Here is a 19,626-nt window from a genome sequence, read left to right as displayed (position 1 = left end):
TCCCGGCTCGAGGCCATGCAGCGTGACCATGGTGACCGCCTGGCGCGGCGTTTACTGGCCGACTCCGAGCTTGGGGAGTACCAGCGCCTGATGGCAGCGGGCCCCCGGTCCGCCGCTGCCTTCCTGGCCCGCCGGTTCGCGGCCAAGGAGGCGGCCGCCAAGGCGCTGGGATGTGGCATTGGCGCGGACGCCAGCTTTCGGGACCTGGTGGTGGGCCACAGCCCGGCCGGCGCACCGACGCTGGAAATGGCGGGTGCGGCCGCCCGCCGGGCGGATGCCCTGGGCATCCGCCAGACTCACCTGAGCATCAGCGACGAGCGAGATTACGCCCTCGCCATGGTGGTCATGGAGCGCTAGTCAGCGGCTTCGCTGGCCAGCACCTGCTCCAGCCACTGGCCGTTCAGTCGGTCACTGAGTCGGTTCTGCTGTTGCCGGGCTGACAGGTTGTCCAGATCGATCCACGTCAGGGGCTGGTCCTGACCCGCGCAGGAGAACACCGGCCGCGTCCGCTCGCCGGTTTCCGGGTCGATCTGCCACTGCAGGCACTGAGCACAAACGCCCTGGAGCATGCACTGCATGGGGCTGCCCACGGTGCCGAAGGCATCGCAGTCCGGGGCCACCAGCGCTTTGAGCTCGCCCTGGACGGCGTTCTGGAACCCCTTGAGCAGCCCCGTGCCGCCCATCACCATAATGCGATCCACATCGCTCAGCGGGATGCCGCCCTGCTCGGGGCCGATTTCGCCCGCCCCGTAGCGACGCACCACATCGATCATGTCGGTGGCCTGCAGACTGATGTCCTGGGGACGTCGCGGGGTGATGGTTTCCTCCTTGGCGGTGCACCAGATGATCTGATCCGCGCCCGCCTCCAGCTCGTCCTGATGATCCACGTCGCCGGCGGCGCCGAAGGCCGCCACGTAGAGCACCCGATTGCCGGCGGCACGCAGCGCCGCGCCAATGTCCAGCATCACCGCCGCCCCCCAGCGGCCGGCCACCACCATGATGGTGCGGTCGGTGGGCAGGTCCGTGGGTGCGCCGGTGGGCCCCATGAGCACCAGGGGATCGCCGGGCTGCAGTCGGCCCACCAGCTTGGGACCCGCTCCCCATTGCAGCACCATGAGCCGGATGCAGTCGTTCTTCACGCCGGTCCCGGACACGGTGATGAGCGGGATCTGCAGTCGCGTGTTGTTGACCACCGGCGACAGGGATTCGAAGGTCTGGAGGCGGAAAAACTGGCCGGCCCTGAAATTGCGAGCCGCCATGGGGGCCCGGACCCAGACTTCCACCATCGCCGGATTGTCCCGATTGACCTCCACCACCCGGGCGGTGAAAAGATCGTCCATGGTGTCGAGGAATGCCGGGTGAGACTGGTCCGTCGCCGGCGTCTCGTGGCTCATGGCCGCCATGACATAGGGGTAGGTGCGCATGCCCGAGGCGATGGCCTTTACCACACTGCCATGGAAGGCCGGATGGGTGTCGCCGATGAAGGTCACCCGCCGTCCGCCCTCGTTATAGGAGGTGAACGGGCCGAACACCCGGGACTTGACGTGATCGGCGTCATCCACCGGCTCCAGCCCCTGCTCGGTGAGGGTGTGGGGCAGGAAGTGGTTGCCATTCAGCTCGAAAGTCTCGGGCCGTTCGCGCTCGTAAATGGTGTTGGGCACCGTCCCCGCGGCAATGAAGATGGCCCGCGCCGCCAGCCGGCGCTCGGATCCGGTGGGCGCCCAGCGGCCCTCCACCGACTTGAGCTCGCGGCAGACCAGTCCGCTGACGTGGCCGTACTCGTCCACCTCGGCGTGGAGGGGTTCCACGCCCTCGGCATAGTAGAGGGCCTCCTCGGTGGCCTTGGTCACCTCTTCGTGGTTGCGGACATAGGCCGGCGAGTCGGTCATGCCCTTGCGATAGGCGACGGTGACGCCGCCCCAGGCGCGCACCAGGGCATTGAAATCGGGTTCGCGCTCTTCGGCGGCCGCGCGGGCCCGTTCGGCGCGGGTGGCGCGCCCATGGTCGATGAATTCCGCCAGGGTTTCCCGGTCTTCGTCATTCATCCCCTGGGTGACGGCCGCCTCGCCCAACTGCTCGGACAGCCGTTCGTAGCGCTCCAGCACCTTCTCCACCTGCTTGACGTAATACGCCTGCACCTCGGTGGCGGTATCGATGCCGGTGAGCCCGCCGCCCACCACCACCGCCGGCAGCCGGACCTGCAGGCTCGCCAGGCTGGAGGACTTGGCCGCGCCGGTGAGCTGCAGGGCCATCAGAAAATCACTGGCCTGGCGCATGCCACGGGCCAGGCTGTTACCCATGTGCACCACCCGCGGCAGGCCGGCACCGGTGGCATTGACCACATGATCGAATCCCAGCGCCCAGGCGTCTTCCAGAGTCACGGTGCCACCCAGGCGAACGCCCCCGTAGACGCGGAAGTTGTGCCGCCGTGCCAGCGTCAGATAGATGAGCTTGAGGAAGTTCTTGTCCCAGCGCACGGTGATGCCGTACTCGGCCACTCCGCCAAAGCCCATCAGAATGCGCTCGTCCAGATCTTCCTGCAGATCCGCCCAGCGCTCCACCGGCTGATTGAGCACCGACTCGGGCAGCGGCTCGATCTTGAGCCCGTCGACGCCCACCACCGCGGTGCCGGTCATCGTCAGATGATGGGCCATGGTGAAGCCGGCGGGCCCCATGCCGGCCACCAGCACCCGTCGGCCGTTGTCCGGCTGCTGCAGATACTGCTCGCGGCGCAGGGGGTTCCAGCGGGTTAGCAGGTGGTAGATTTCCACGCCCCAGGGCAGGTCCAGCGCATCGGTGAGCACGCCGGTCTCGATCTGTGGGATATTGACTGGGTCCTGCTTCTGGTAAATGCAGCCCTTCATGCAGTCATTGCAGATGCGATGACCGGTGGCCGGCGCCATGGGGTTGTCCACCATGATCATCACCAGCGCCGCCAGGTTGTAGCCCTCCCGGCGCAGCACGTGCATTTCCGAAATCTTCTCTTCCAGCGGGCAACCGGTCAGGGTGACGCCCAGCGGATCCTGCTTGAAACCCAGCTCCGGGCTGCCCTTCTTCTCGGGAAAGCCCCGGGAGCAGAAGTCGCCTTCGTGGTCATGGCAGTAAATGCAGTAGTGGACTTCGCTCTGGATGTCCCGCTGACCCATGCGGCCATCGGTGAGCGAGAACCCGTCCCGCGGTCGCCAGCGTTGGGGGTCGGCCTGACGGCGCCGGACGCCGTCCACTTCCACCGCCTCGGTGGGGACCAGGTCAAAGTGGTCGATTCGCATCGGCAGACGGAAACTGGCCCAGCCGGCCACCCGGGCCTGGCCTTCGGCGGTCTGGCGGGCCAGCTTGCACCAGGCGGTGACGGTCTCGATGGCCTCGGCGTTGCGGTCCGGGTCCTCCAGCAGGGCCATGGCGTATTGGGCGATGGCCGCCTCGTCGTCGCCATCCGGCACCTCGCCAACCGCGGCTCGCAGGGTGTTATCCAGGGCTTGAAATGACTGCTCCACGGGACGGCGATGCTTCTTGACCCGCTTCTGCACGAAGGCCTGCTTGAACTGCATGACCCCATCGTCTTCGAGAATGGCCTGCCGGTCCGCCGCCAGTCGCCCCTCAATACCGAACAGGCGCCCGATAAAGGTCTCGACGTAGGGGCCGAGGGCAATCAGCAGCTCGCTGTTTTCGGTGCCGGGCAGGTCACTGTCCCGATCACGGTAGTCCAGCAATTGCTCAGCCAGGGTCGGATTCTGCTGCCGCAGCCCGTCCAGAAAGGCGGCGTCCACCCGGCTCAGGCCGTCGCGGGTCTGGAGCGTCTTGAAGTCGAGGCCGTAGCGGCCCAGGGCGTCATTGAGCGTCATGATCCCTCTGTACCAATGAGTTTTCTGAACCCGGTAGCGTGCGCGCCCGGGCCAAGTACAACAAGCCAGCCGCCGCGCGGTTTTCCGGTCCCGCGGGCAGGACAGCATCGGGCATGGCTGGCCGGGTTTATTCGTCTGGCTTGGCAGGCGCTGGCTGAATGGACGTCACCTTGGCGTCCAGGGTTCCCTGTCCCAGTCGGGCCTGGATGGAGTCGCCGACGGCCAGCTCGCCCGCATCCCGTAGGATACGCCCATCGTCGCCATGGCGCACGATGGCATAGCCGCGCTCCAGAGTGGCCAGGGGGCTGACCGCCTCCAGCGCACGGGCGTTTTCCTGCAGCCGACCACGGCGCTGGGTGAGCCCGGCGCGCATGGCGATGGCAAGTCGGGTGGTGAGCGTCTGGCAGTGGGACCGATGTTGGGCCACGGCCCGGCCCGGATTGGCGGTCCGCAGTCGCTGGGCGAGGTTGGTCACGCCCAGGGCCCGGGCATCAAGCCGTTGCCGAAGGGCCCGGGTCAGGCGCAGCTCTAGCTCGTCCAGACGTTGACTGCGCTCCTGCAGTCGCCGGCCGGGGTGCTGGGCCTCGAGACGGCGGCTGACCCGGTCCAGCCGCTCACGTCGCTGATCCCGAAGCCGACGATGCCCTTCAATCAGGCGTCGCCGAAGCTGCTGAAACGCCTGCACCAGTGCCGAGCCATCCGGCGAGAGCTGCTCGGCGGCGGCCGACGGCGTGGGGGCCCGATGGTCGGCCACCAGGTCGGCGATGGTGATGTCCACCTCATGGCCCACGGCGCTCACCACCGGAATGGCAGAGGTGGCAATGGCGCGGGCCACGGCTTCTTCATTGAAGGCCTGCAGATCTTCCAGGGAGCCACCGCCCCGACTGACCACCAGCACGTCCACGTCCCGGCGCTGATTGGCGAGGGCGAGGGTGGTGACAATGTCCTGCGCCGCTGCGGCGCCCTGCACGGCCACCGGATAAATCAGCACCGGCAGTGCCGGGAACCGCCGGGCCAGCACGCTCAGGATGTCGCGAATGGCCGCCCCGGTGGGAGAGGTGACAATGCCCAATCGGCGGGGCAGTGCCGGCAGCGGCTGCTTGCGCACCGTCTCGAACAGGCCCTCGGCCCCGAGGCGACGCTTGAGTGCTTCAAAGGCCTGCTGCAGGTCGCCATCGCCGGCGGGTTCCATGTGTTCGGCGATGAGCTGGTACTCGCCCCGGGGGGCATACAGCCCGATGCGCGCGCGGATTCTCACCCGGGCGCCGTTCTCGGGGGAAAACCGCAGGCGCAGGGCCCGGTTGCGGAACAGCGCGCACCGCACCTGGGCCTCGGCGTCCTTGAGGGTGAAATACACATGCCCGGAGCGGGGCTGAGCCAGATTGGAAATCTCGCCTTCAACCCAGATCAGCGGGAAGGCCTGTTCCAGCAGTCCGCGCACCTCCTGGTTGAGGCGGGAGACGCTGTAGACTTCATGGGCATCGGCACGGCTCATGCCCGGAGGTTAGCAGCTTCGGCGGCCGCTTGACCCGCGGTTTGTTCCGGAGGCCGCCGGCGCCGTATAATGGCCGGTTAACCCGCCGGAGTTACCAAGAGGACGTCGCCATGCAGATTATCCAGGAAGCCCTGACCTTTGACGACGTCCTTCTGCTGCCGAACTATTCGGAAGTTCTGCCCCGGGATGTCGGTCTCACCACCCGAGTGACCCGCGGCATCGAACTGCGCATTCCGCTGCTTTCAGCGGCCATGGACACGGTCACCGAAGCGCGGCTCGCCATCGCCCTGGCCGAGCTGGGCGGGATCGGCGTGATCCACAAGAGCATGAGCGCGGCGGACCAGGCCCGCGAAGTGCGCACCGTCAAGAAATTCGAGAGCGGCGTGATCAAGGAGCCCATCACCGTGGCGCCCACGGCCACGATCCGAGAGGTCCTGTTGCTCATGGGCCAGCACGGCATCTCCGGCGTGCCGGTGGTGGAGGGCGAAAAGCTGGTGGGCATTGTCACCAGTCGCGATCTGCGCTTTGAGACCCGCCTGGAAATGCCGGTCACCGCCGCCATGACCGGCGAAGATCGGCTGGTGACCGTGGAAGAGGGCGCCGAGCGCGACGAGGTGCTGACCCTGCTTCATCGCCATCGCATCGAAAAGCTGCTGGTGGTCAATGGCGATTTCAAGCTGCGGGGCATGATCACCGTCAAGGACATTCAGAAGGCCGAAGACTTCCCCGACGCCTGTAAGGACGAGCACGGCCAGTTGCGGGTGGGGGCCGCCGTGTCCACCGGCGCGGGCTCCGAGGAGCGTATCGAAGCGCTGGTGGAAGCGGGCGTCGACATGCTGGTGGTGGACACCGCCCACGGCCACAGCCGCGGCGTGCTGGATCGGGTGGCCTGGGTCAAGAAGCACTTCCCGGATGTGGAAGTGGTGGGCGGCAACATCGCCACCGGCGACGCCGCCCTGGCGCTGGCCGAGGCCGGGGCCGATGCCGTCAAGGTGGGCATCGGCCCGGGGTCCATCTGCACCACCCGGGTGATTGCCGGGGTGGGGGTACCACAGGTCAGTGCCATCGACAACGCCGCCACCGCACTCAAGGGCCGGGACATCCCGGTGATCGCCGACGGTGGCATTCGCTACTCCGGAGACATGGCCAAAGCCATCGCCGCCGGTGCCCACTGCGTGATGATGGGCAGCATGTTCGCCGGGACCGAAGAGGCGCCGGGCGAGGTCGAGCTCTACCAGGGGCGGAGTTACAAGTCCTATCGGGGGATGGGCTCGATTGGTGCCATGTCCCGCAATCAGGGCTCGTCGGATCGCTATTTCCAGGAGGATGCCGGCGACGTCGACAAGCTGGTGCCCGAGGGCATCGAGGGGCGGGTGCCCTACAAGGGCGCCATGAGCGCCATCGTCCATCAGCTGCTGGGGGGGCTGCGGGCCAGCATGGGCTACTGCGGCTGCGCCGATATTGACGATTTTCGGGACCGGGCCAGATTCGCCCGGATTACCAACTCCGGCGTTCGCGAGGGCCACGTCCACGACGTGAGTATCACCAAGGAAGCGCCCAACTACCGTAGCGACTGATCCTATGACCCCGGACATTCATGCCGAGCGCATCCTGATTCTGGACTTCGGCTCGCAATACACACAGCTCATCGCCCGGCGCATCCGTGAGGCCGGCGTTTATTGCGAAATCCGCCCCTGGGACAGTGACGAGGCGCGACTGCGGGACTTCGCTCCCAGCGGCGTGATCCTCTCCGGAGGGCCGGAGTCGGTGCACGCGGACGAGGCCGGCACGCCACGGGTGCCCCAGGCGGTGCTGGATGCCGGCGTCCCGGTGCTGGGCATCTGTTACGGCATGCAGGCGCTGGCCCACCAGCTGGGGGGCGGGGTCGAGGCCTCCAGTCACAAGGAATTCGGTTATGCCGAAGTCCGGGCCCGGGGCCACTCCGGTCTGCTGCGGGACATCGAAGACCGCACCAACGCCGAGGGCCATGGCCTGCTGGATGTCTGGATGAGCCACGGCGACCGGGTCTCGGAGCTGCCGGCGGGCTTCAAGGTCATTGCCAGCACGCCCTCGGCACCCATCGCCGGCATGGGCAGCGATGAGCGGCGTCTATACGGCCTGCAATTCCATCCCGAGGTCACTCACACGCCCCAAGGTCAGCGCATTCTGCAGCGATTCGTCCACGACATCTGCGGCTGCTCGGGCCGCTGGACCGCCGGCAACATCATCGACGACCTGGTTGACCGGGTGCGGGCCACCGTGGGCCGGGACAATGTGCTGTTGGGGCTCTCCGGTGGCGTGGACTCCTCGGTGGTGGCGGCGCTGCTGCATCGGGCTATCGGTGATCAGCTCACCTGCGTGTTCGTCGACAACGGTCTGCTTCGCCTGGGCGAAGGCGACGAGGTCATGACCACCTTTGGCCGTCATATGGGGATTCGGGTGATTCGGGTGGACGCCGAGGAGCGATTTCTCACGGCGCTGGCCGGAGAAGCCGATCCGGAGGCCAAGCGCAAGATCATTGGCCGGACGTTTATCGATGTCTTTGATGAAGAGGCGGGCAAGCTCGAAGACGTGCAATGGCTCGCCCAGGGCACCATTTACCCGGACGTCATCGAGTCCGCCGGTGCCAGCACCGGCAAGGCCCATGTCATCAAGTCCCACCACAATGTGGGGGGGTTACCGGAGCGGATGAACCTTAAGCTGCTGGAACCCCTCCGGGAGCTGTTCAAGGACGAAGTCCGGCGCATCGGCGTGGAACTGGGGCTGCCGGCGGAAATGGTGCATCGTCATCCCTTCCCCGGGCCGGGCCTTGGCGTGCGTATTCTCGGCGAGGTCCACAAGACCTACGCCGACTGCCTGCGGCTGGCGGACGCCATTTTCATCGAGGAACTGCGCGCTGCCGGCTGGTATGACAAAACCAGTCAGGCCTTCGCGGTTTTTCTGCCGGTCCGCTCCGTGGGTGTCACCGGTGACGGCCGTCGCTATGAGTGGGTGGTGGCTCTGCGGGCCGTGGAAACCGTGGACTTTATGACCGCCCGCTGGGCCCATCTGCCCTACGACTTCCTTGACCACGTCTCCCGCCGGATCATCAACGAAATCGACGGCATTTCCCGTGTGGTTTATGACATTTCCGGCAAGCCGCCGGCGACCATTGAGTGGGAATGACCGGAATTTTTTACAGGGTTTTTTATGGGTTTGAAAATTTTAAAGCCATGATATAGCCGGTGCCGGGGTCAATTACCTGTTAGGTCGTCTTGTCTTTTTGTAGCGCGTTAGCTGCATTTCGTGCATGCGATATCACATACTCACCACGGATCACTTCAATCGCTGGTTAGCCGGAATCCGTGACGGCGAACTTATCATCTTGCTGTGCGGTGGTAAAAAATATAGGCAGTCACGCGACATTGTCCGTGCGCAACAAATATGGAGTGAAGTGGACAGTTGAATCATGATTAAGCTAACCGAATATAATCTCTTTGACCACTGGCTGGGCGAGGATGAGCTGGCCGCCCTAGCGTATTCGGTGTGGCCCTGGGGCATGCCATTAAACACAAGGGTGCGGCCAAAGCCCGTTTACCCCATTTCCGCTCTGTATATCGGCCGATGTTCTTTAAGTCATCCGGAGCCCTCGGGGTGACTTTAAAAATCGTTGATCAGGGTGGTTATTGTGAAATTATCAATGTACTCACGAGCGCTGGCCTGTTCAGCGCCCTGGGCCAAATAACGTGTAGGGCATCCCGGACAACGTTACTTGCGGAGCCGTAACGCCCACTAGCAATCTCATTGCTGATGTAAATTTCCCAGTGCTCGCCGAGGCTAAGACTATTCGTGAGCACAAAATTGAGTGCCCAACCTGACGCACTCAAAATAATTAACGGCTTGTATTTGATCGGTTACTGCAGGCGGCAACGTTTGCTACCAACTCCCGGCGAGCGCCGCACATCGATGACTCGATATCGACAATCCCTGTGATCTCATCAAAATGAACCGTCACGATACGAGCCGTTGCGATAATCTCGGCCTCGTCACGATCGATGCCGAAATGCCGAGCCAAGTTCTCGGTCCCGACCGGTTCTGGTGCGTGTCGCCGCTCATTGTTGTGGAAGCGGAACCAGTTGTAACCTGCCCACCCTATGAAGATCACGCCCGCCGAGCCAATCGCGATCCCGTACGCTTGGATCGCACGCAACGTCTCCATGGGGTCATCTGCAATCAGGGGCGTGAACAGGTAAATCCAGATACCCCACCCCGCGAGACTGATGAGCTGGCTGATATAGCGCCTTCCACTCGGCTCCAGGTCTGAGCGGTCGATGACTTTGGGGATTCGTGGTCGCAAGTGCTTCATGGGCTCATTCTTCCGGCGGCCGCAGCCCGCGATCTGGGCTGATCCATCGAGCCCGCTCTCCGGTGCGCTTGAGAAGGGCACGCGGGACGGCTGCGACCGTTGTGACCATAGACAACAGCCAGAACGCCAGTGGATACCAGATCACCCAGAAATAATTCCGGAAAAATCGACCATCGACCTCGTAGCGACGATCGATCATCAAACTGACAAAGAACTGAATTAACGCCGTCAGTCCGAGAATCACGCCCGCCCATTGCGGCAGCAGCCGCGGCTGGATCCAGCCTTCCGGAAGCTCGGTCACCAGACTCAGCAAAGCCACCAGGATGACGACAAACATGCCATAGGCCCAGACGATACTAACCACATACTCAAGTGCCACGCCCCATAGTCGGCGCTTGGGCCAGTGGAACAGGCTGGCGCCGTGGCGAAGCACCGTCTCCACTCCCCCTTGAGCCCAGCGCAGGCGCTGCCGCCACAGCCCTGCTAGGGTTTCCGGCATATAGATATAAGACAGCGCACTGGGCTCGTAACGTATGTCCCAGTGGTCGAGCTGCAACCGCCAGGAGATATCGATGTCCTCAGTAACCATATCGTTGCTCCAGTACCCGATCCGATCGAGGGCGGTGCGACGAAACCCCGCGATCACTCCCGAGACGGTGAAGATGCGCCCATAGGCTCGCTGGGCACGCTTGATCAGCCCGATAGTGGCCGAGAATTCCCCAACCTGAAGCTTACCCAACAGGCTGCTGCGGTTGAGGATCCGCGGGTTACCGGTAACAGCTCCGACCCGGGGCCCCGAGGTCAGATGAAACATCATCCAAGCCACGGCCTTCGGGTGCAGCAGTGCGTCACCATCGATACAGATCAGAAAGTCGTTTTGTGCTGCCAGTGCCCCGGTCCGCAGGGCCACGGCCTTGCCCTGATTGCTTGCCAAGTGCACCACACGCAGACGGGGATACTCGAGGGTTAGTTGTTCGAGAATCTCGGGGCTTGCGTCGCTGCTGCCATCGTTGATGGCGATGATCTCGAAGTCGTGGTATTCGCTCGCATGGGCGTAATGGATCGTGTCGCGGATCATTTCGGCCTCGTTGAAGCAAGGGATGATGATGCTGCACGCAGCCGAGCTACCACTGTTGGGCGGATGATCAGGATCCGCGCCCTTGCGGCGTTCCCAGTGGAAGTAATACCAGACACCCCCGATGATCCAGATCCAGGCCATGATTAGCGGGTAGAAGAAGACAAATTTGGTCAGGGCGTTGAAGGTCACGCCGGGCTCCTATCGCGGATAAGGGAAGTTATTCAGCGACATGCCCTCGAATGTGGGGCCGAACTCCGGCTGATCCCGCAGGAAGTCGTCCGGGTAGTACCCGAAGTTCAGCACTCCGCGCCGCACCAGCTGTTCCATCCAATCGCGCAAAAGCGTTGCTTCCAGCCAACGGCCTTCGCCCCGCCAGTCACGCGCCTGCAGCTCGAATACAACGTCCTCGAAGCCCCCGATCTGCTCCTCCACCGCATCTGCGAGTTGGGTCAGCCAGACATCCGGCGGCAGCTCAGTCCCGTCCAGCCAGGGCATAGCCATGATGGCGACCTCGTCGTACGCCTTGACCGCCGCAGGCAGCGCCTGGGCGAATCGCGCCTCGGCTTCCGGTTCCAGAATCACCCGTGCATACAGGTTGCGTGCGGTGCGAAAGTCGAGGGACAAATTGGTAAGGGTGCGCAAACGGCTGATTACCTCTTCACCGAAATCGATCAGGGCCTCGGTCTTCTCCTCCGGTCTCAGTATGCAGTTGCCCAGCGGACGATCCGTTCCGGGCCAGCGCGCCGTTTCGTGACAGGCCGCAAGATCCTCGTCTGCAGCCAAGTAGGCGTCGTCGTGGATCAACACCCCGGCAATACCGCTGGCTGCCATCCCAAGGTCCTCGTAGATCTCGCCGACAATCTCTAATGACTGGGGCAGAAACGGGCTCAGGCGGCGATAGTCTCGATCCGCCGGCACGGGACTACCCTCGGGCCCAAGCCGTCGTACCGACAGCTCGGCATGGAGGTCCTGATCGGGTAGATCGAAGGCAAGCAAGGGCATCCAGGCATACACGCGCACCCCGGCCCGCGTCCGCAGCTGCCAAGCGACTCGATTGAATAAGTCGGCGCGCACGGGCAGGTGCCGATTCGGGAAGTACAGCGCATCCGCGTTGCCATCACCGTTTGGGTCGGCAAAGGCTTGCAGGTAAACCGTGCGGATCTGCATCCGCTGGATGCGGTCCAGGAGTACACCGAGATTGCGATTGGTTTGCTCCGGATCGGGATCGTAGACGTAGTCAAGATCCACATGGATCACCCGCTGCGGCTGTGGGGACACGGCCCGTGTTGCGGACTCGGGACGCGCGTTCTGCGCAATCTCCACCGGGCGCGGATCGTCACTGATCAGCAGGCGATTGAATCGCGATTGTTCGGGGTGATTGACCGGATCCGCACCTAGCGAAATTGACCAGGGCATACCGGCCTCTGACGCCAGCGCGTCCACCTCCGCAGTGTGCGCGCCGTACGGCCAGACGACCGCGCGCGGCGCAACGCCTACCACCGCCTCCAGTGAGGCACTGCTGGTCCGCATGTCATCGAGGATCCGTTGACGGAACGTGTCATGATCCTCGTAACGGCCGCTTTGCGGGTCATAACGGCGTGTTATCGCTGCGGGCTGCTCGTTTCCCTGCGGGTTGGCCAGGATTCCGCGATGCAGATCGTGACTGTGACTGGCGAACTCCACCAGCCCCGATGCCTGCATCTCGCGCAACTCGGACAACGCCAGAAAGCCCTCGGCTCCGAGCGGCACCTCGTTGTACTGGACCGTGCCGGGCGGGGCTTGATCTCCGGTCACCTCGAGGCTCGCGACATCCGCGAATGTCTCGGGGTTGTAGGTGACATTCTCGCCGGCCCAGACGGTCTCCAGCCAGCCGGTCTGCAGGGCAACCAGCGCGGGATGCTCATAGGCCTGCAACAACGGGAACACGTGGCTGTAGACACTGGCCAGACCGTCATCGAAGGTCAGCAGCACCGCATTGGCTGGCAGCGGCTCCCTTCCCTCGCGCGCATCAATGATCTGCTGCAACGAAACGGGCTGCCACCCCTGCCGCTCCATCCAGTCAAACCACTCCACCAGCCGCCGCGTGCTGACGGCGTACGGATCCGTGTCCCTTCCCGGCAAAACGTCGTCGCGTACATCGTGATAGGAAAGCGCGAGGAAGTGCCCATCCGGAACCGTGAAGGCATCCTGCGCATGCACTGGGCCGTGCCACACCCCCACAAGTGTCAGAAGAATCATGAAAAGACGTTGCATCAGAAGGTCACTCGCAGGCGCACAAGCCCGGAGAGCCGGTCTTCCCGGTTGCCATCGTAAGCGGTGGAACTCCAGCCTACGCCGTAATCGACGGACCAGCGACGATCCAAATCCCAGCGATGCTCGTAGCGCAGTGCCACGGTCGGATCACTGCCAAACCCGGACTGGTAGCCGATACCAGCGGCGGCTTGAAAACGTTGCGTAAAGGCCCGATCGAAGTCGCGCCAAGTAGTCCAGTCATGGTCTACCCGAGCGGAGGTGTTGGCCGATTGCTCCGGATTAAAATAGGGTCCGCCCGGCTGGCTGTTGTTCTGGAAGAAGAGATCAACACCCACATTAGTCGCGTGGTGGGCACTGGCATACACCCGTCGTGTCACGCCCCCGCCCAGTGAACTCCGACGGTTGCTGTCATCAATCGACAGCAAACCCACGTTGGCATACGCCGAGAGGGATTCGTGGGCCCGCCAGTCCATGGACGCCGAGGCTGACCAGCCTTTCAGACCCGCATCGATCGCCCGCAAGGGCGTCTCTATCGAATAGCTGTCCGCTTCGGCTCCGATCCGCCAGTGGTCACCGAGCCACCGCGACCACCCGGCCGCGACCCCGGGGTTCGCATCCCCCTTGTAATCACGGTCGAAGCGAACCCAGGCCTGCTGGCGCCACGCGTCCCACTCGATGCCCGCACCGACGCGATCATAGCGGCCTTCGGTATCGCCGAAGGTCGCCGTTGTGTAGCGGTGTTCCAGAAAGGCCCGCAGTGGATGCCCGGACCAAGGCGAATTCAGTCGTGTACGCCACTCGCGGTCGCGATCACCACTTACCAGTACATTGCCGCCCGATGTCCGGCCAACAATGACCCCGCTTTCGATGGAAGGGCGGCCACGGTCTTCCAGCTCTTGCGACAGGCGGTGAACATCCGTGCTCCGGGGGTAGTCGGCCCGCAGGGAATCGACCTCCTGCGCCCAGGCGTCGTGCTCGCCGAGGTCGCGCGCGTTTTCCGCCCGATTGAGCCGTGTGTCCCGCGTATTGGGCGCCCAGCGCTCGGCCACTTCGGTAATGTCTCGCGAGCGCGCCGGCCAGCCCCGCCAGCGGGCCATACGCGCCTGAGTATTACGCAGACCGGCGTGAGCCGGACCCTGGCGGACCAGTTCCTCGCTGCGCTCCCAGGCTAGCTCTAGGTCCTGCCGGTAGGCCGCGTCGTACACCCGAAGCTGGTCGACATCGACCCGCTCCCAGTTGGAGATTGGATCACGGTTCGGACCGATATTCAGCCAGACCGGTGTGTGACGATGGGCGCGTTCAAGCTGATCCGCCGCCGTAGAATAATCCTCGAGCGCGAGATGGGTGTAATAAAGATCCAGCAGCAACGAGACCTCCGGTGGTTCGTTCTCCGAAACCAAAGACTCGTAAAGACGCAGGGCCGCTTCGGGCTGCTCTTCGGCCAGGTAGGCATCCGCCGCCGCCCGGCGCACATAAACAGGGGCGATCTTCCGGTTCGGCAATGCCTCGAATGCCTCGATCACGGCCGGCATTCGCTCGAGCTCGCGCAGTAGCACGATCCGATCAAAACGAACCCGCAAATGCTGCGGATGGGCCTCCGGGATCCGAAAAAGGAATGGGTTTACCCTCGCCAGAACAGAATTTAGCTGCTGGTTTCGTTCCTCGTGGCGGCCTTCGGCCTCCAGTTCGGAGCGGAGATCCAGTGCCTGCCGGATATCCGCTGCGATCGCATCCGCCTCGGCCTGATAGCGAACATCATCCTCGAACAGATCTGGCCGTACCTGCATCGCGAAGAACGCCTGGTGGCTGGCCCCCAGCGTCCACAACGCCAAAGTCTGCTCCTGGAAAGCCAGAGGGTGCTGTGCATCGCGGGCACGCGCCCGATTGGCCATCGCCAGGGCCTGCCGCGGTGCATCCGACTGGCGCAGGCCATACGCCATCAGCGCCAACGCCTGAGCCGATTCGGGCAAGGGAGCGATTTCCGCGAGGGCCGCGCGCGCGATCGCGGTGTCTCCCGCCTCAGCGCTGGACACGGCGAAAAGAATCTGCGCGGAGGTACCTAGCTGCCCCTTAGATTGGCGCAAAACATTCGCCGCCGCAGCGAACTCGCCCTCGTCACGCAGGGCTAGGGCCCAGCTCATGTGAGCATAGTTAGGAACGGACTTGGGATCGAGGTCTTGCGTGCGAGAGGCGATCGCGGCGTTGTCTCCGGCCAGGCGCAGAACAACAATCAAGTCTGCTTGCAAACGGGGCTGATTGGGGGAGCGGGCATCCAGCGCGCGCAAGCGATCGGCAGCCTCGATTACCTGCCCTTCCTGGACAAGTGCAACGGCCTGTTCACGCTCCTGATTCAGAGTCGAAGCATGCCCGGGCATCCACATGATCCATGGCAGCAAAAGGGCGCAAGTGAACCGTATGTAAAGTCGGGCGGAGACTCGGGGCATGCGCGCCCAGTCGTATTCTCTTTCCCTGGCCATCAGCCCGTTTGCCCGATAATTTGTACGGATTTCAGGGTACCACAGGTAGGCCATCAATAACGGCTACAAATAGGGTACATTATCTGAGCGTGGTACTATCGCGCTACAGGAACGTAAGTCATTGATAATTAGATGGGAATGACCCATGCGCCTTGGGCGCCATATTGGAGCGTAAATAACGCGATATGATCTGCTTAAGCGTCTCAGTCAAGGGCCGGTAATTTGTGCTGAGGGCTATTTGTTTGAAACCGAGCGCCGTGGCTATATCGCCGCCGGCGAATTCGTCCCCGAGGTCGCACTTGAGCACCCCGAAGTGCTCGCGCAAATTCATCGCGATTTTCGCCATGCAGGAAGGGATGAGCGTTGCCGAGTGCTGCCAGCGTCTTGAAGCGCAAGGTGCGGCGGCGGATGGCGCGGTATCGTTGGTGTGGACGCTGCCGCCTGAAAAGGCCGAGGAAGCGGCCAATCAGTGGACACCCACCGAATTCCTCGCCGCACTGCAAACCGCCTTTGGCTGGCGCTTGGGCCGCCTGCTTGAGGTGAGTGAGCGCCAGGTTTACCCGCTGATTGCGGTAACGGCCGATCAGTTTGTGACCGACCGCGCCGTGATCCTCGGCAACGCCGCCCATGCCATGCACCCCGTGGCAGGCCAAGGTTTAAACCTCGCATTGCGCGACGTCGACGCCCTGCCAAAAACCCTGGCAGCCAAAACCGAGACACCCACACCCGACCCCTACGATCCCCAGCGCCTGGCCGACTACAAAAAGGAGCCCCGCGCAGATTATCGGCGCACGTTTACTTTCACCGACGGGCTGGTGCGGATATTTTCGAACCAGTTTCTGCCATTAGTGGCTGTCCGAAATGTTGGCCTAACCTTGCTTGACCTGTTTCCACCAGCCCGCCGGCTCTTGCTTAAGCAGGCCACAGGCGGCAACCCGATGGGCGCCTCCGCCAAAGACTAAAACGGACACCCACATCTCCCACACCCCCAAAGGCACCAAAAAGAAAGGAACCTTTCGAAGGCAGCTGTAGTCGTATATGAAGGCGATAAGTCTTTATATTAAGGCTTAAATTAAAAAGGAAACGTGCATGGAAGGCTGGTTTTCAAGAGTCCTGCACGTCGCTGCGGGGTTACTGCTAGTCCCATTTGTTAGTGGCTCGGGCATTGTGAGCTCAAAAAGCATCTGTGCTGAAGATGGCAGCGATGGAGAATTTTATAGTTTCTATATTGTTCCCCAGCGTTCGCTGCAAGCCACTTATGGGGCATGGGCGCCGTTCCTGCAAAAAGTCGAAGAGAAAACAGATTTATGTATTAGGCCGGTCATTCCCGATTCCATTCCAGACTTTGAACGAGACTTAATTGCCGGTAAGGCAGACTTAGCTTACGCCAATCCATACCACCTAATTATGGGTAGAAAATCACATGATTATCGCCCTCTTTTGCGGGATGGCAGCCAACAATTAACCGGCCTGCTCGTTTCTCATGGTAATTCAGACGTTAATACGATCTACGATTTAGAAGGGCGCACTATTGCACTGCCCGCACCCAATGCATTTGGTGCATCTATCCTGACGCAGCTAGCGCTCAAGAAGCGGCAAATCAACGTCAACACGGTCTATGCGGGCTCTCATGCCAACGCATTCCGCTCTGTGGTGGTGGGCCGAGTTGCTGCAGGTGGCGGCGTTAACAATACCCTAAAGCGTGAAAGCGATAGCGTAAGAAGCCAATTACGGGTCATTTTTGAAACAAAAGGGCATCCGTCGCATCCAGTGATAGCACGCTCAACAATTAACAACGACCAGGCGCAGGCGATTATTACCGCTATCCAAGATCTCGCTAAAAACCCAAATAATGCCAAATTGCTCGAGGCCGTGCAGCTGCCAGACCCAGTGCCCGCAACGCTTGAAGATTATCTGTACCTCGCCAACCTGCCCTGGAATCCATGAGAATCGTCACCATTCGGTGGTGGACCGGACAAGCTCATCTTTTTGCAGCTGCGTTTGCAATTTTGCTCATCGGGTTAGCAGTCACCAATCGATTTTTTGAGCGCCACAATTCATTTGCGGACGCGCTAGCCAATAACGCTCAGCAGGAGCTCGTTTTAATTGCCGAAGGAGCGTCTAGCAGCTTAGCGGATGCGCTAATTGCCGATGATTTTTCCCGTATCGAGCGCACGCTGGAGTTTTTCGGATCAATACCGGTTATTCAAAGAGCGGAGCTTTACACCGCCAATGGCATAGCAATCGTTCAACTCATTCGTAACGACGCAGGCGAGGTGATTTTTGACTATGCAATACCGAATCACTTAGGGCTACTTAACCATGGCTTTACAGACTTCTACCCCGAGCCGCGTTACAGCCAAGCCATCACCGTGAACGGCGTCATAGTGGGGTGGTTGCGGATTAAGGGCGACTACCGCAGCCAACAGCCGACGATTGAAAATAGCCGGGTGCAGGTGGGTTTGGGGTCGCTGCTGTTATGGGCGATTCTTATCGGGTTGATTGGCTACCTGTGGCTGCAGGCGCGGTTTCGCCGCAAGCTTGAGACACGGTTGGCGACGGATCCGCTGACCGGGGCAACGTCGCGATATGGCTTTAATCTTCGGTATGCCGATGGCGAGCGCACCAAATCTTACGCCCTGTTTTTGATCGATCTCGATAACTTTAAATCGATAAACGACAGCTATGGCCATGGGGTTGGGGATCAGTCACTTAAAAAAATCACCGACGTCATGCATGCGGATTTTCCAGAGCTCGACGACTTTGTGCGCTTAGGCGGCGATGAGTTTGTGCTCTTAACCAAGGCACAAAGGTGGGCCGAAGTTCGCGTTTTAGGGGAGCGGTTATCAGAGATTTTCAGCTCAGTAAGAATACCGGCCGAAGAAGGCCCGCTACACATGCACTGTACCGCTGGCGGGGTTTTGTTAGGCGTAAACGATGAGCTTTCAGCCCGACTATCGCAGGCAGATCTTGCGCTAAGACGCGCCAAAGAGCGTGGCAAAGATCAAGTGGGCTATGCCGATGAGAACTTCCTGCTTGACGAAGGCAAACGAGGCGCCTTTCTCGACTTGGCGATGGTGCGCCGGGCCATTCAAAAAGGCCATATCCACTATGTTATTCAGCCAGTTGTTGATGTGTCTAAGCACAAAACGCTGGGCTATGAAGCCTTAATGCGTTGGCGATTAGATACCGGGCAAACGCTGATGCCGGATGTGTTTCTCGATATGTACTTTGAGGCCTTACGAGATCCAGAAACGGCCCAATTTATTGACCAGCGCCGTCGAGAACTGCTCAAGCGCGCAGTCGAAAATAACGTTGAAATGTTCGCGTTTAACATTCCTATTGAAGATTTAAGCCGCCCAGGATTACCACAAAGTTTAATTAAGGATTTCGGCTCAGAGTGGCTGAGTCAGATTAATTTGGTATTAGAGATTTCTGAACGCGGCATGCCGCGATATCTCAAAGATGAAATGGCACAAGTTGTGAAAGTGCTAGACAGCATTCGCGGCGATGATATTCAAATTGCATTAGATGATTTTGGGGCTGAAGAAAGCAATCTTTTGCGAATGCTGCAGCTGGATGTCGATTATCTGAAACTGGATCGTTCTCTGGTGGCTGCGGTTGGGGAGAGCGAGAAATCGCAAGAAATCGTCTCGGCCATTGCCCGGCTATGCAATCAGCTTGACATTATTGTCATTGGAGAAGGCGTAGAGAGCAAAGAGCAAAGCGATTTACTGGTAGACCTGGGTGTGACTGTCCAACAAGGATTTTATCTCGGCTATCCCCAAAGCCCTGACTATTATTTTCAACCCGTGGAGACGTTGCCATGACGGCCCCTTCCCGCTTACGAGTTCGCTTAAAGGGGCTTCAGCCAAGTGACTGTCCCCCAGGCGACCCTTCAATCAACATAGACTGGATTTTCGACGACGCCCCATCCAACGACGCCCCGTTTGACGCCATCATCATGCCAGCCGATCAGCTTGATCCAGAGCAGCTGAGCTGGCTGATTGACAGCCCGTCTCCCCTAGCCACGTTAATTGTGGTGGGCGAAACACGCTGCGCGCGGGTGGATGCGGCGGTACCTGCCTTAACCGCCGAGTCACTCAGTGCCGCCTTGCAAACTGCCCAAGCCTAAA

General features: G+C 61.5%; 14 protein-coding genes. 7 read left to right on the top strand and 7 right to left on the bottom strand.

Annotated elements, in window-relative coordinates:
- Window positions 1-15 precede the first annotated feature (15 nt).
- The gene (gene acpS / locus GJ672_RS06325; RefSeq protein WP_229381975.1) at window positions 16-357 is read left to right on the top strand and encodes a holo-ACP synthase; all 342 of its coding nucleotides are present in this window, start codon (window positions 16-18) and stop codon (window positions 355-357) included.
- Here the strand turns inward: acpS and GJ672_RS06320 are convergent.
- Both GJ672_RS06320 and xseA read right to left on the bottom strand, forming a co-directional pair.
- Entirely contained in the window at window positions 354-3,842 is a 3,489-nt protein-coding gene (locus GJ672_RS06320; RefSeq protein WP_154296399.1) for an FAD-dependent oxidoreductase, read from the bottom strand. The genes acpS and GJ672_RS06320 overlap by 4 nt on opposite strands.
- A gap of 127 nt (window positions 3,843-3,969) precedes the next feature.
- The gene (gene xseA, locus GJ672_RS06315) at window positions 3,970-5,337 is read right to left on the bottom strand and encodes an exodeoxyribonuclease VII large subunit (RefSeq protein ID WP_154296398.1); all 1,368 of its coding nucleotides are present in this window, start codon (window positions 5,335-5,337) and stop codon (window positions 3,970-3,972) included.
- Window positions 5,338-5,447: 110 nt separating this feature from the next.
- Here xseA and guaB point away from each other — a divergent pair, with 110 nt between their 5' ends.
- Entirely contained in the window at window positions 5,448-6,914 is a 1,467-nt protein-coding gene (gene guaB / locus GJ672_RS06310) for an IMP dehydrogenase (RefSeq protein WP_154296397.1), read from the top strand.
- A gap of 4 nt (window positions 6,915-6,918) precedes the next feature.
- On the top strand, window positions 6,919-8,502 hold the full coding sequence (guaA, locus tag GJ672_RS06305; RefSeq protein WP_154296396.1) for a glutamine-hydrolyzing GMP synthase: 1,584 nt from the start codon (window positions 6,919-6,921) through the stop codon (window positions 8,500-8,502).
- A gap of 497 nt (window positions 8,503-8,999) precedes the next feature.
- Here guaA and GJ672_RS06300 read toward each other — a convergent pair whose 3' ends face one another.
- The 5 genes from GJ672_RS06300 to pgaA are packed head-to-tail and all read right to left on the bottom strand — an operon-like array spanning window position 9,000 to window position 15,544.
- Window positions 9,000-9,173, bottom strand: coding sequence for a type II toxin-antitoxin system ParD family antitoxin (locus GJ672_RS06300; RefSeq protein ID WP_229381832.1), 174 nt, complete (start codon window positions 9,171-9,173; stop codon window positions 9,000-9,002).
- A 35-nt stretch (window positions 9,174-9,208) separates the two neighbouring features.
- Window positions 9,209-9,682: a poly-beta-1,6-N-acetyl-D-glucosamine biosynthesis protein PgaD gene (pgaD, locus tag GJ672_RS06295; protein ID WP_154296395.1), complete on the bottom strand. Its 474-nt coding sequence runs from the start codon at window positions 9,680-9,682 to the stop codon at window positions 9,209-9,211.
- A gap of 4 nt (window positions 9,683-9,686) precedes the next feature.
- Window positions 9,687-10,949, bottom strand: a complete 1,263-nt coding sequence (pgaC, locus tag GJ672_RS06290; RefSeq protein ID WP_154296394.1) for a poly-beta-1,6-N-acetyl-D-glucosamine synthase — start codon at window positions 10,947-10,949, stop codon at window positions 9,687-9,689.
- A 9-nt stretch (window positions 10,950-10,958) separates the two neighbouring features.
- Window positions 10,959-13,013 carry a poly-beta-1,6-N-acetyl-D-glucosamine N-deacetylase PgaB gene (gene pgaB, locus GJ672_RS06285; RefSeq protein ID WP_154296393.1) on the bottom strand — a complete coding sequence of 685 codons (2,055 nt, stop codon included), beginning with the start codon at window positions 13,011-13,013 and terminating at the stop codon, window positions 10,959-10,961.
- A complete protein-coding gene (gene pgaA / locus GJ672_RS06280) occupies window positions 13,013-15,544 on the bottom strand; it encodes a poly-beta-1,6 N-acetyl-D-glucosamine export porin PgaA (protein ID WP_229381831.1) in 2,532 nt (843 codons plus the stop codon). The genes pgaB and pgaA overlap by 1 nt, the downstream gene beginning before the upstream one ends.
- Window positions 15,545-15,789: 245 nt before the next feature.
- Here pgaA and GJ672_RS06270 point away from each other — a divergent pair, with 245 nt between their 5' ends.
- The 4 genes from GJ672_RS06270 to GJ672_RS09530 all read left to right on the top strand — a co-directional run bounded on the left by GJ672_RS06270 (window position 15,790) and on the right by GJ672_RS09530 (window position 19,625).
- Window positions 15,790-16,452, top strand: a complete 663-nt coding sequence (locus GJ672_RS06270; RefSeq protein ID WP_229381830.1) for an FAD-dependent monooxygenase — start codon at window positions 15,790-15,792, stop codon at window positions 16,450-16,452.
- A 127-nt stretch (window positions 16,453-16,579) separates the two neighbouring features.
- Window positions 16,580-17,437 carry a phosphate/phosphite/phosphonate ABC transporter substrate-binding protein gene (locus GJ672_RS06265; RefSeq protein ID WP_154296392.1) on the top strand — a complete coding sequence of 286 codons (858 nt, stop codon included), beginning with the start codon at window positions 16,580-16,582 and terminating at the stop codon, window positions 17,435-17,437.
- On the top strand, window positions 17,434-19,320 hold the full coding sequence (locus GJ672_RS06260; RefSeq protein WP_154296391.1) for an EAL domain-containing protein: 1,887 nt from the start codon (window positions 17,434-17,436) through the stop codon (window positions 19,318-19,320). The genes GJ672_RS06265 and GJ672_RS06260 overlap by 4 nt, the downstream gene beginning before the upstream one ends.
- Window positions 19,317-19,625 (top strand): hypothetical protein, encoded by a 309-nt coding sequence (locus GJ672_RS09530; protein ID WP_195759466.1) that lies wholly within the window; start codon window positions 19,317-19,319, stop codon window positions 19,623-19,625. Before GJ672_RS06260 ends, GJ672_RS09530 begins: the two co-directional genes overlap by 4 nt.
- Window position 19,626 lies beyond the last annotated feature (1 nt).

Source organism: Spiribacter sp. 2438, assembly GCF_009676705.1.
Lineage (GTDB): Bacteria > Pseudomonadota > Gammaproteobacteria > Nitrococcales > Nitrococcaceae > Spiribacter.
Note: the sequence above shows the minus strand (reverse complement) of the source record. Positions and strands in the feature narration are given on the sequence as shown.

What these genes read in the sequence shown, in the direction of transcription:
- acpS (WP_229381975.1), top strand. Translation starts at nt 16, where the DNA reads ATGCAGCGTGACCATGGTGACCGCCTGGCGCGGCGTTTACTGGCCGAC.
- pgaA (WP_229381831.1), bottom strand. Translation starts at nt 15,544, where the DNA reads ATGGCCTACCTGTGGTACCCTGAAATCCGTACAAATTATCGGGCAAAC.
- GJ672_RS06260 (WP_154296391.1), top strand. Translation starts at nt 17,434, where the DNA reads ATGAGAATCGTCACCATTCGGTGGTGGACCGGACAAGCTCATCTTTTT.
- guaB (WP_154296397.1), top strand. Translation starts at nt 5,448, where the DNA reads ATGCAGATTATCCAGGAAGCCCTGACCTTTGACGACGTCCTTCTGCTG.
- pgaB (WP_154296393.1), bottom strand. Translation starts at nt 13,013, where the DNA reads ATGCAACGTCTTTTCATGATTCTTCTGACACTTGTGGGGGTGTGGCAC.
- guaA (WP_154296396.1), top strand. Translation starts at nt 6,919, where the DNA reads ATGACCCCGGACATTCATGCCGAGCGCATCCTGATTCTGGACTTCGGC.
- GJ672_RS09530 (WP_195759466.1), top strand. Translation starts at nt 19,317, where the DNA reads ATGACGGCCCCTTCCCGCTTACGAGTTCGCTTAAAGGGGCTTCAGCCA.
- GJ672_RS06265 (WP_154296392.1), top strand. Translation starts at nt 16,580, where the DNA reads ATGGAAGGCTGGTTTTCAAGAGTCCTGCACGTCGCTGCGGGGTTACTG.
- pgaD (WP_154296395.1), bottom strand. Translation starts at nt 9,682, where the DNA reads ATGAAGCACTTGCGACCACGAATCCCCAAAGTCATCGACCGCTCAGAC.
- xseA (WP_154296398.1), bottom strand. Translation starts at nt 5,337, where the DNA reads ATGAGCCGTGCCGATGCCCATGAAGTCTACAGCGTCTCCCGCCTCAAC.
- GJ672_RS06320 (WP_154296399.1), bottom strand. Translation starts at nt 3,842, where the DNA reads ATGACGCTCAATGACGCCCTGGGCCGCTACGGCCTCGACTTCAAGACG.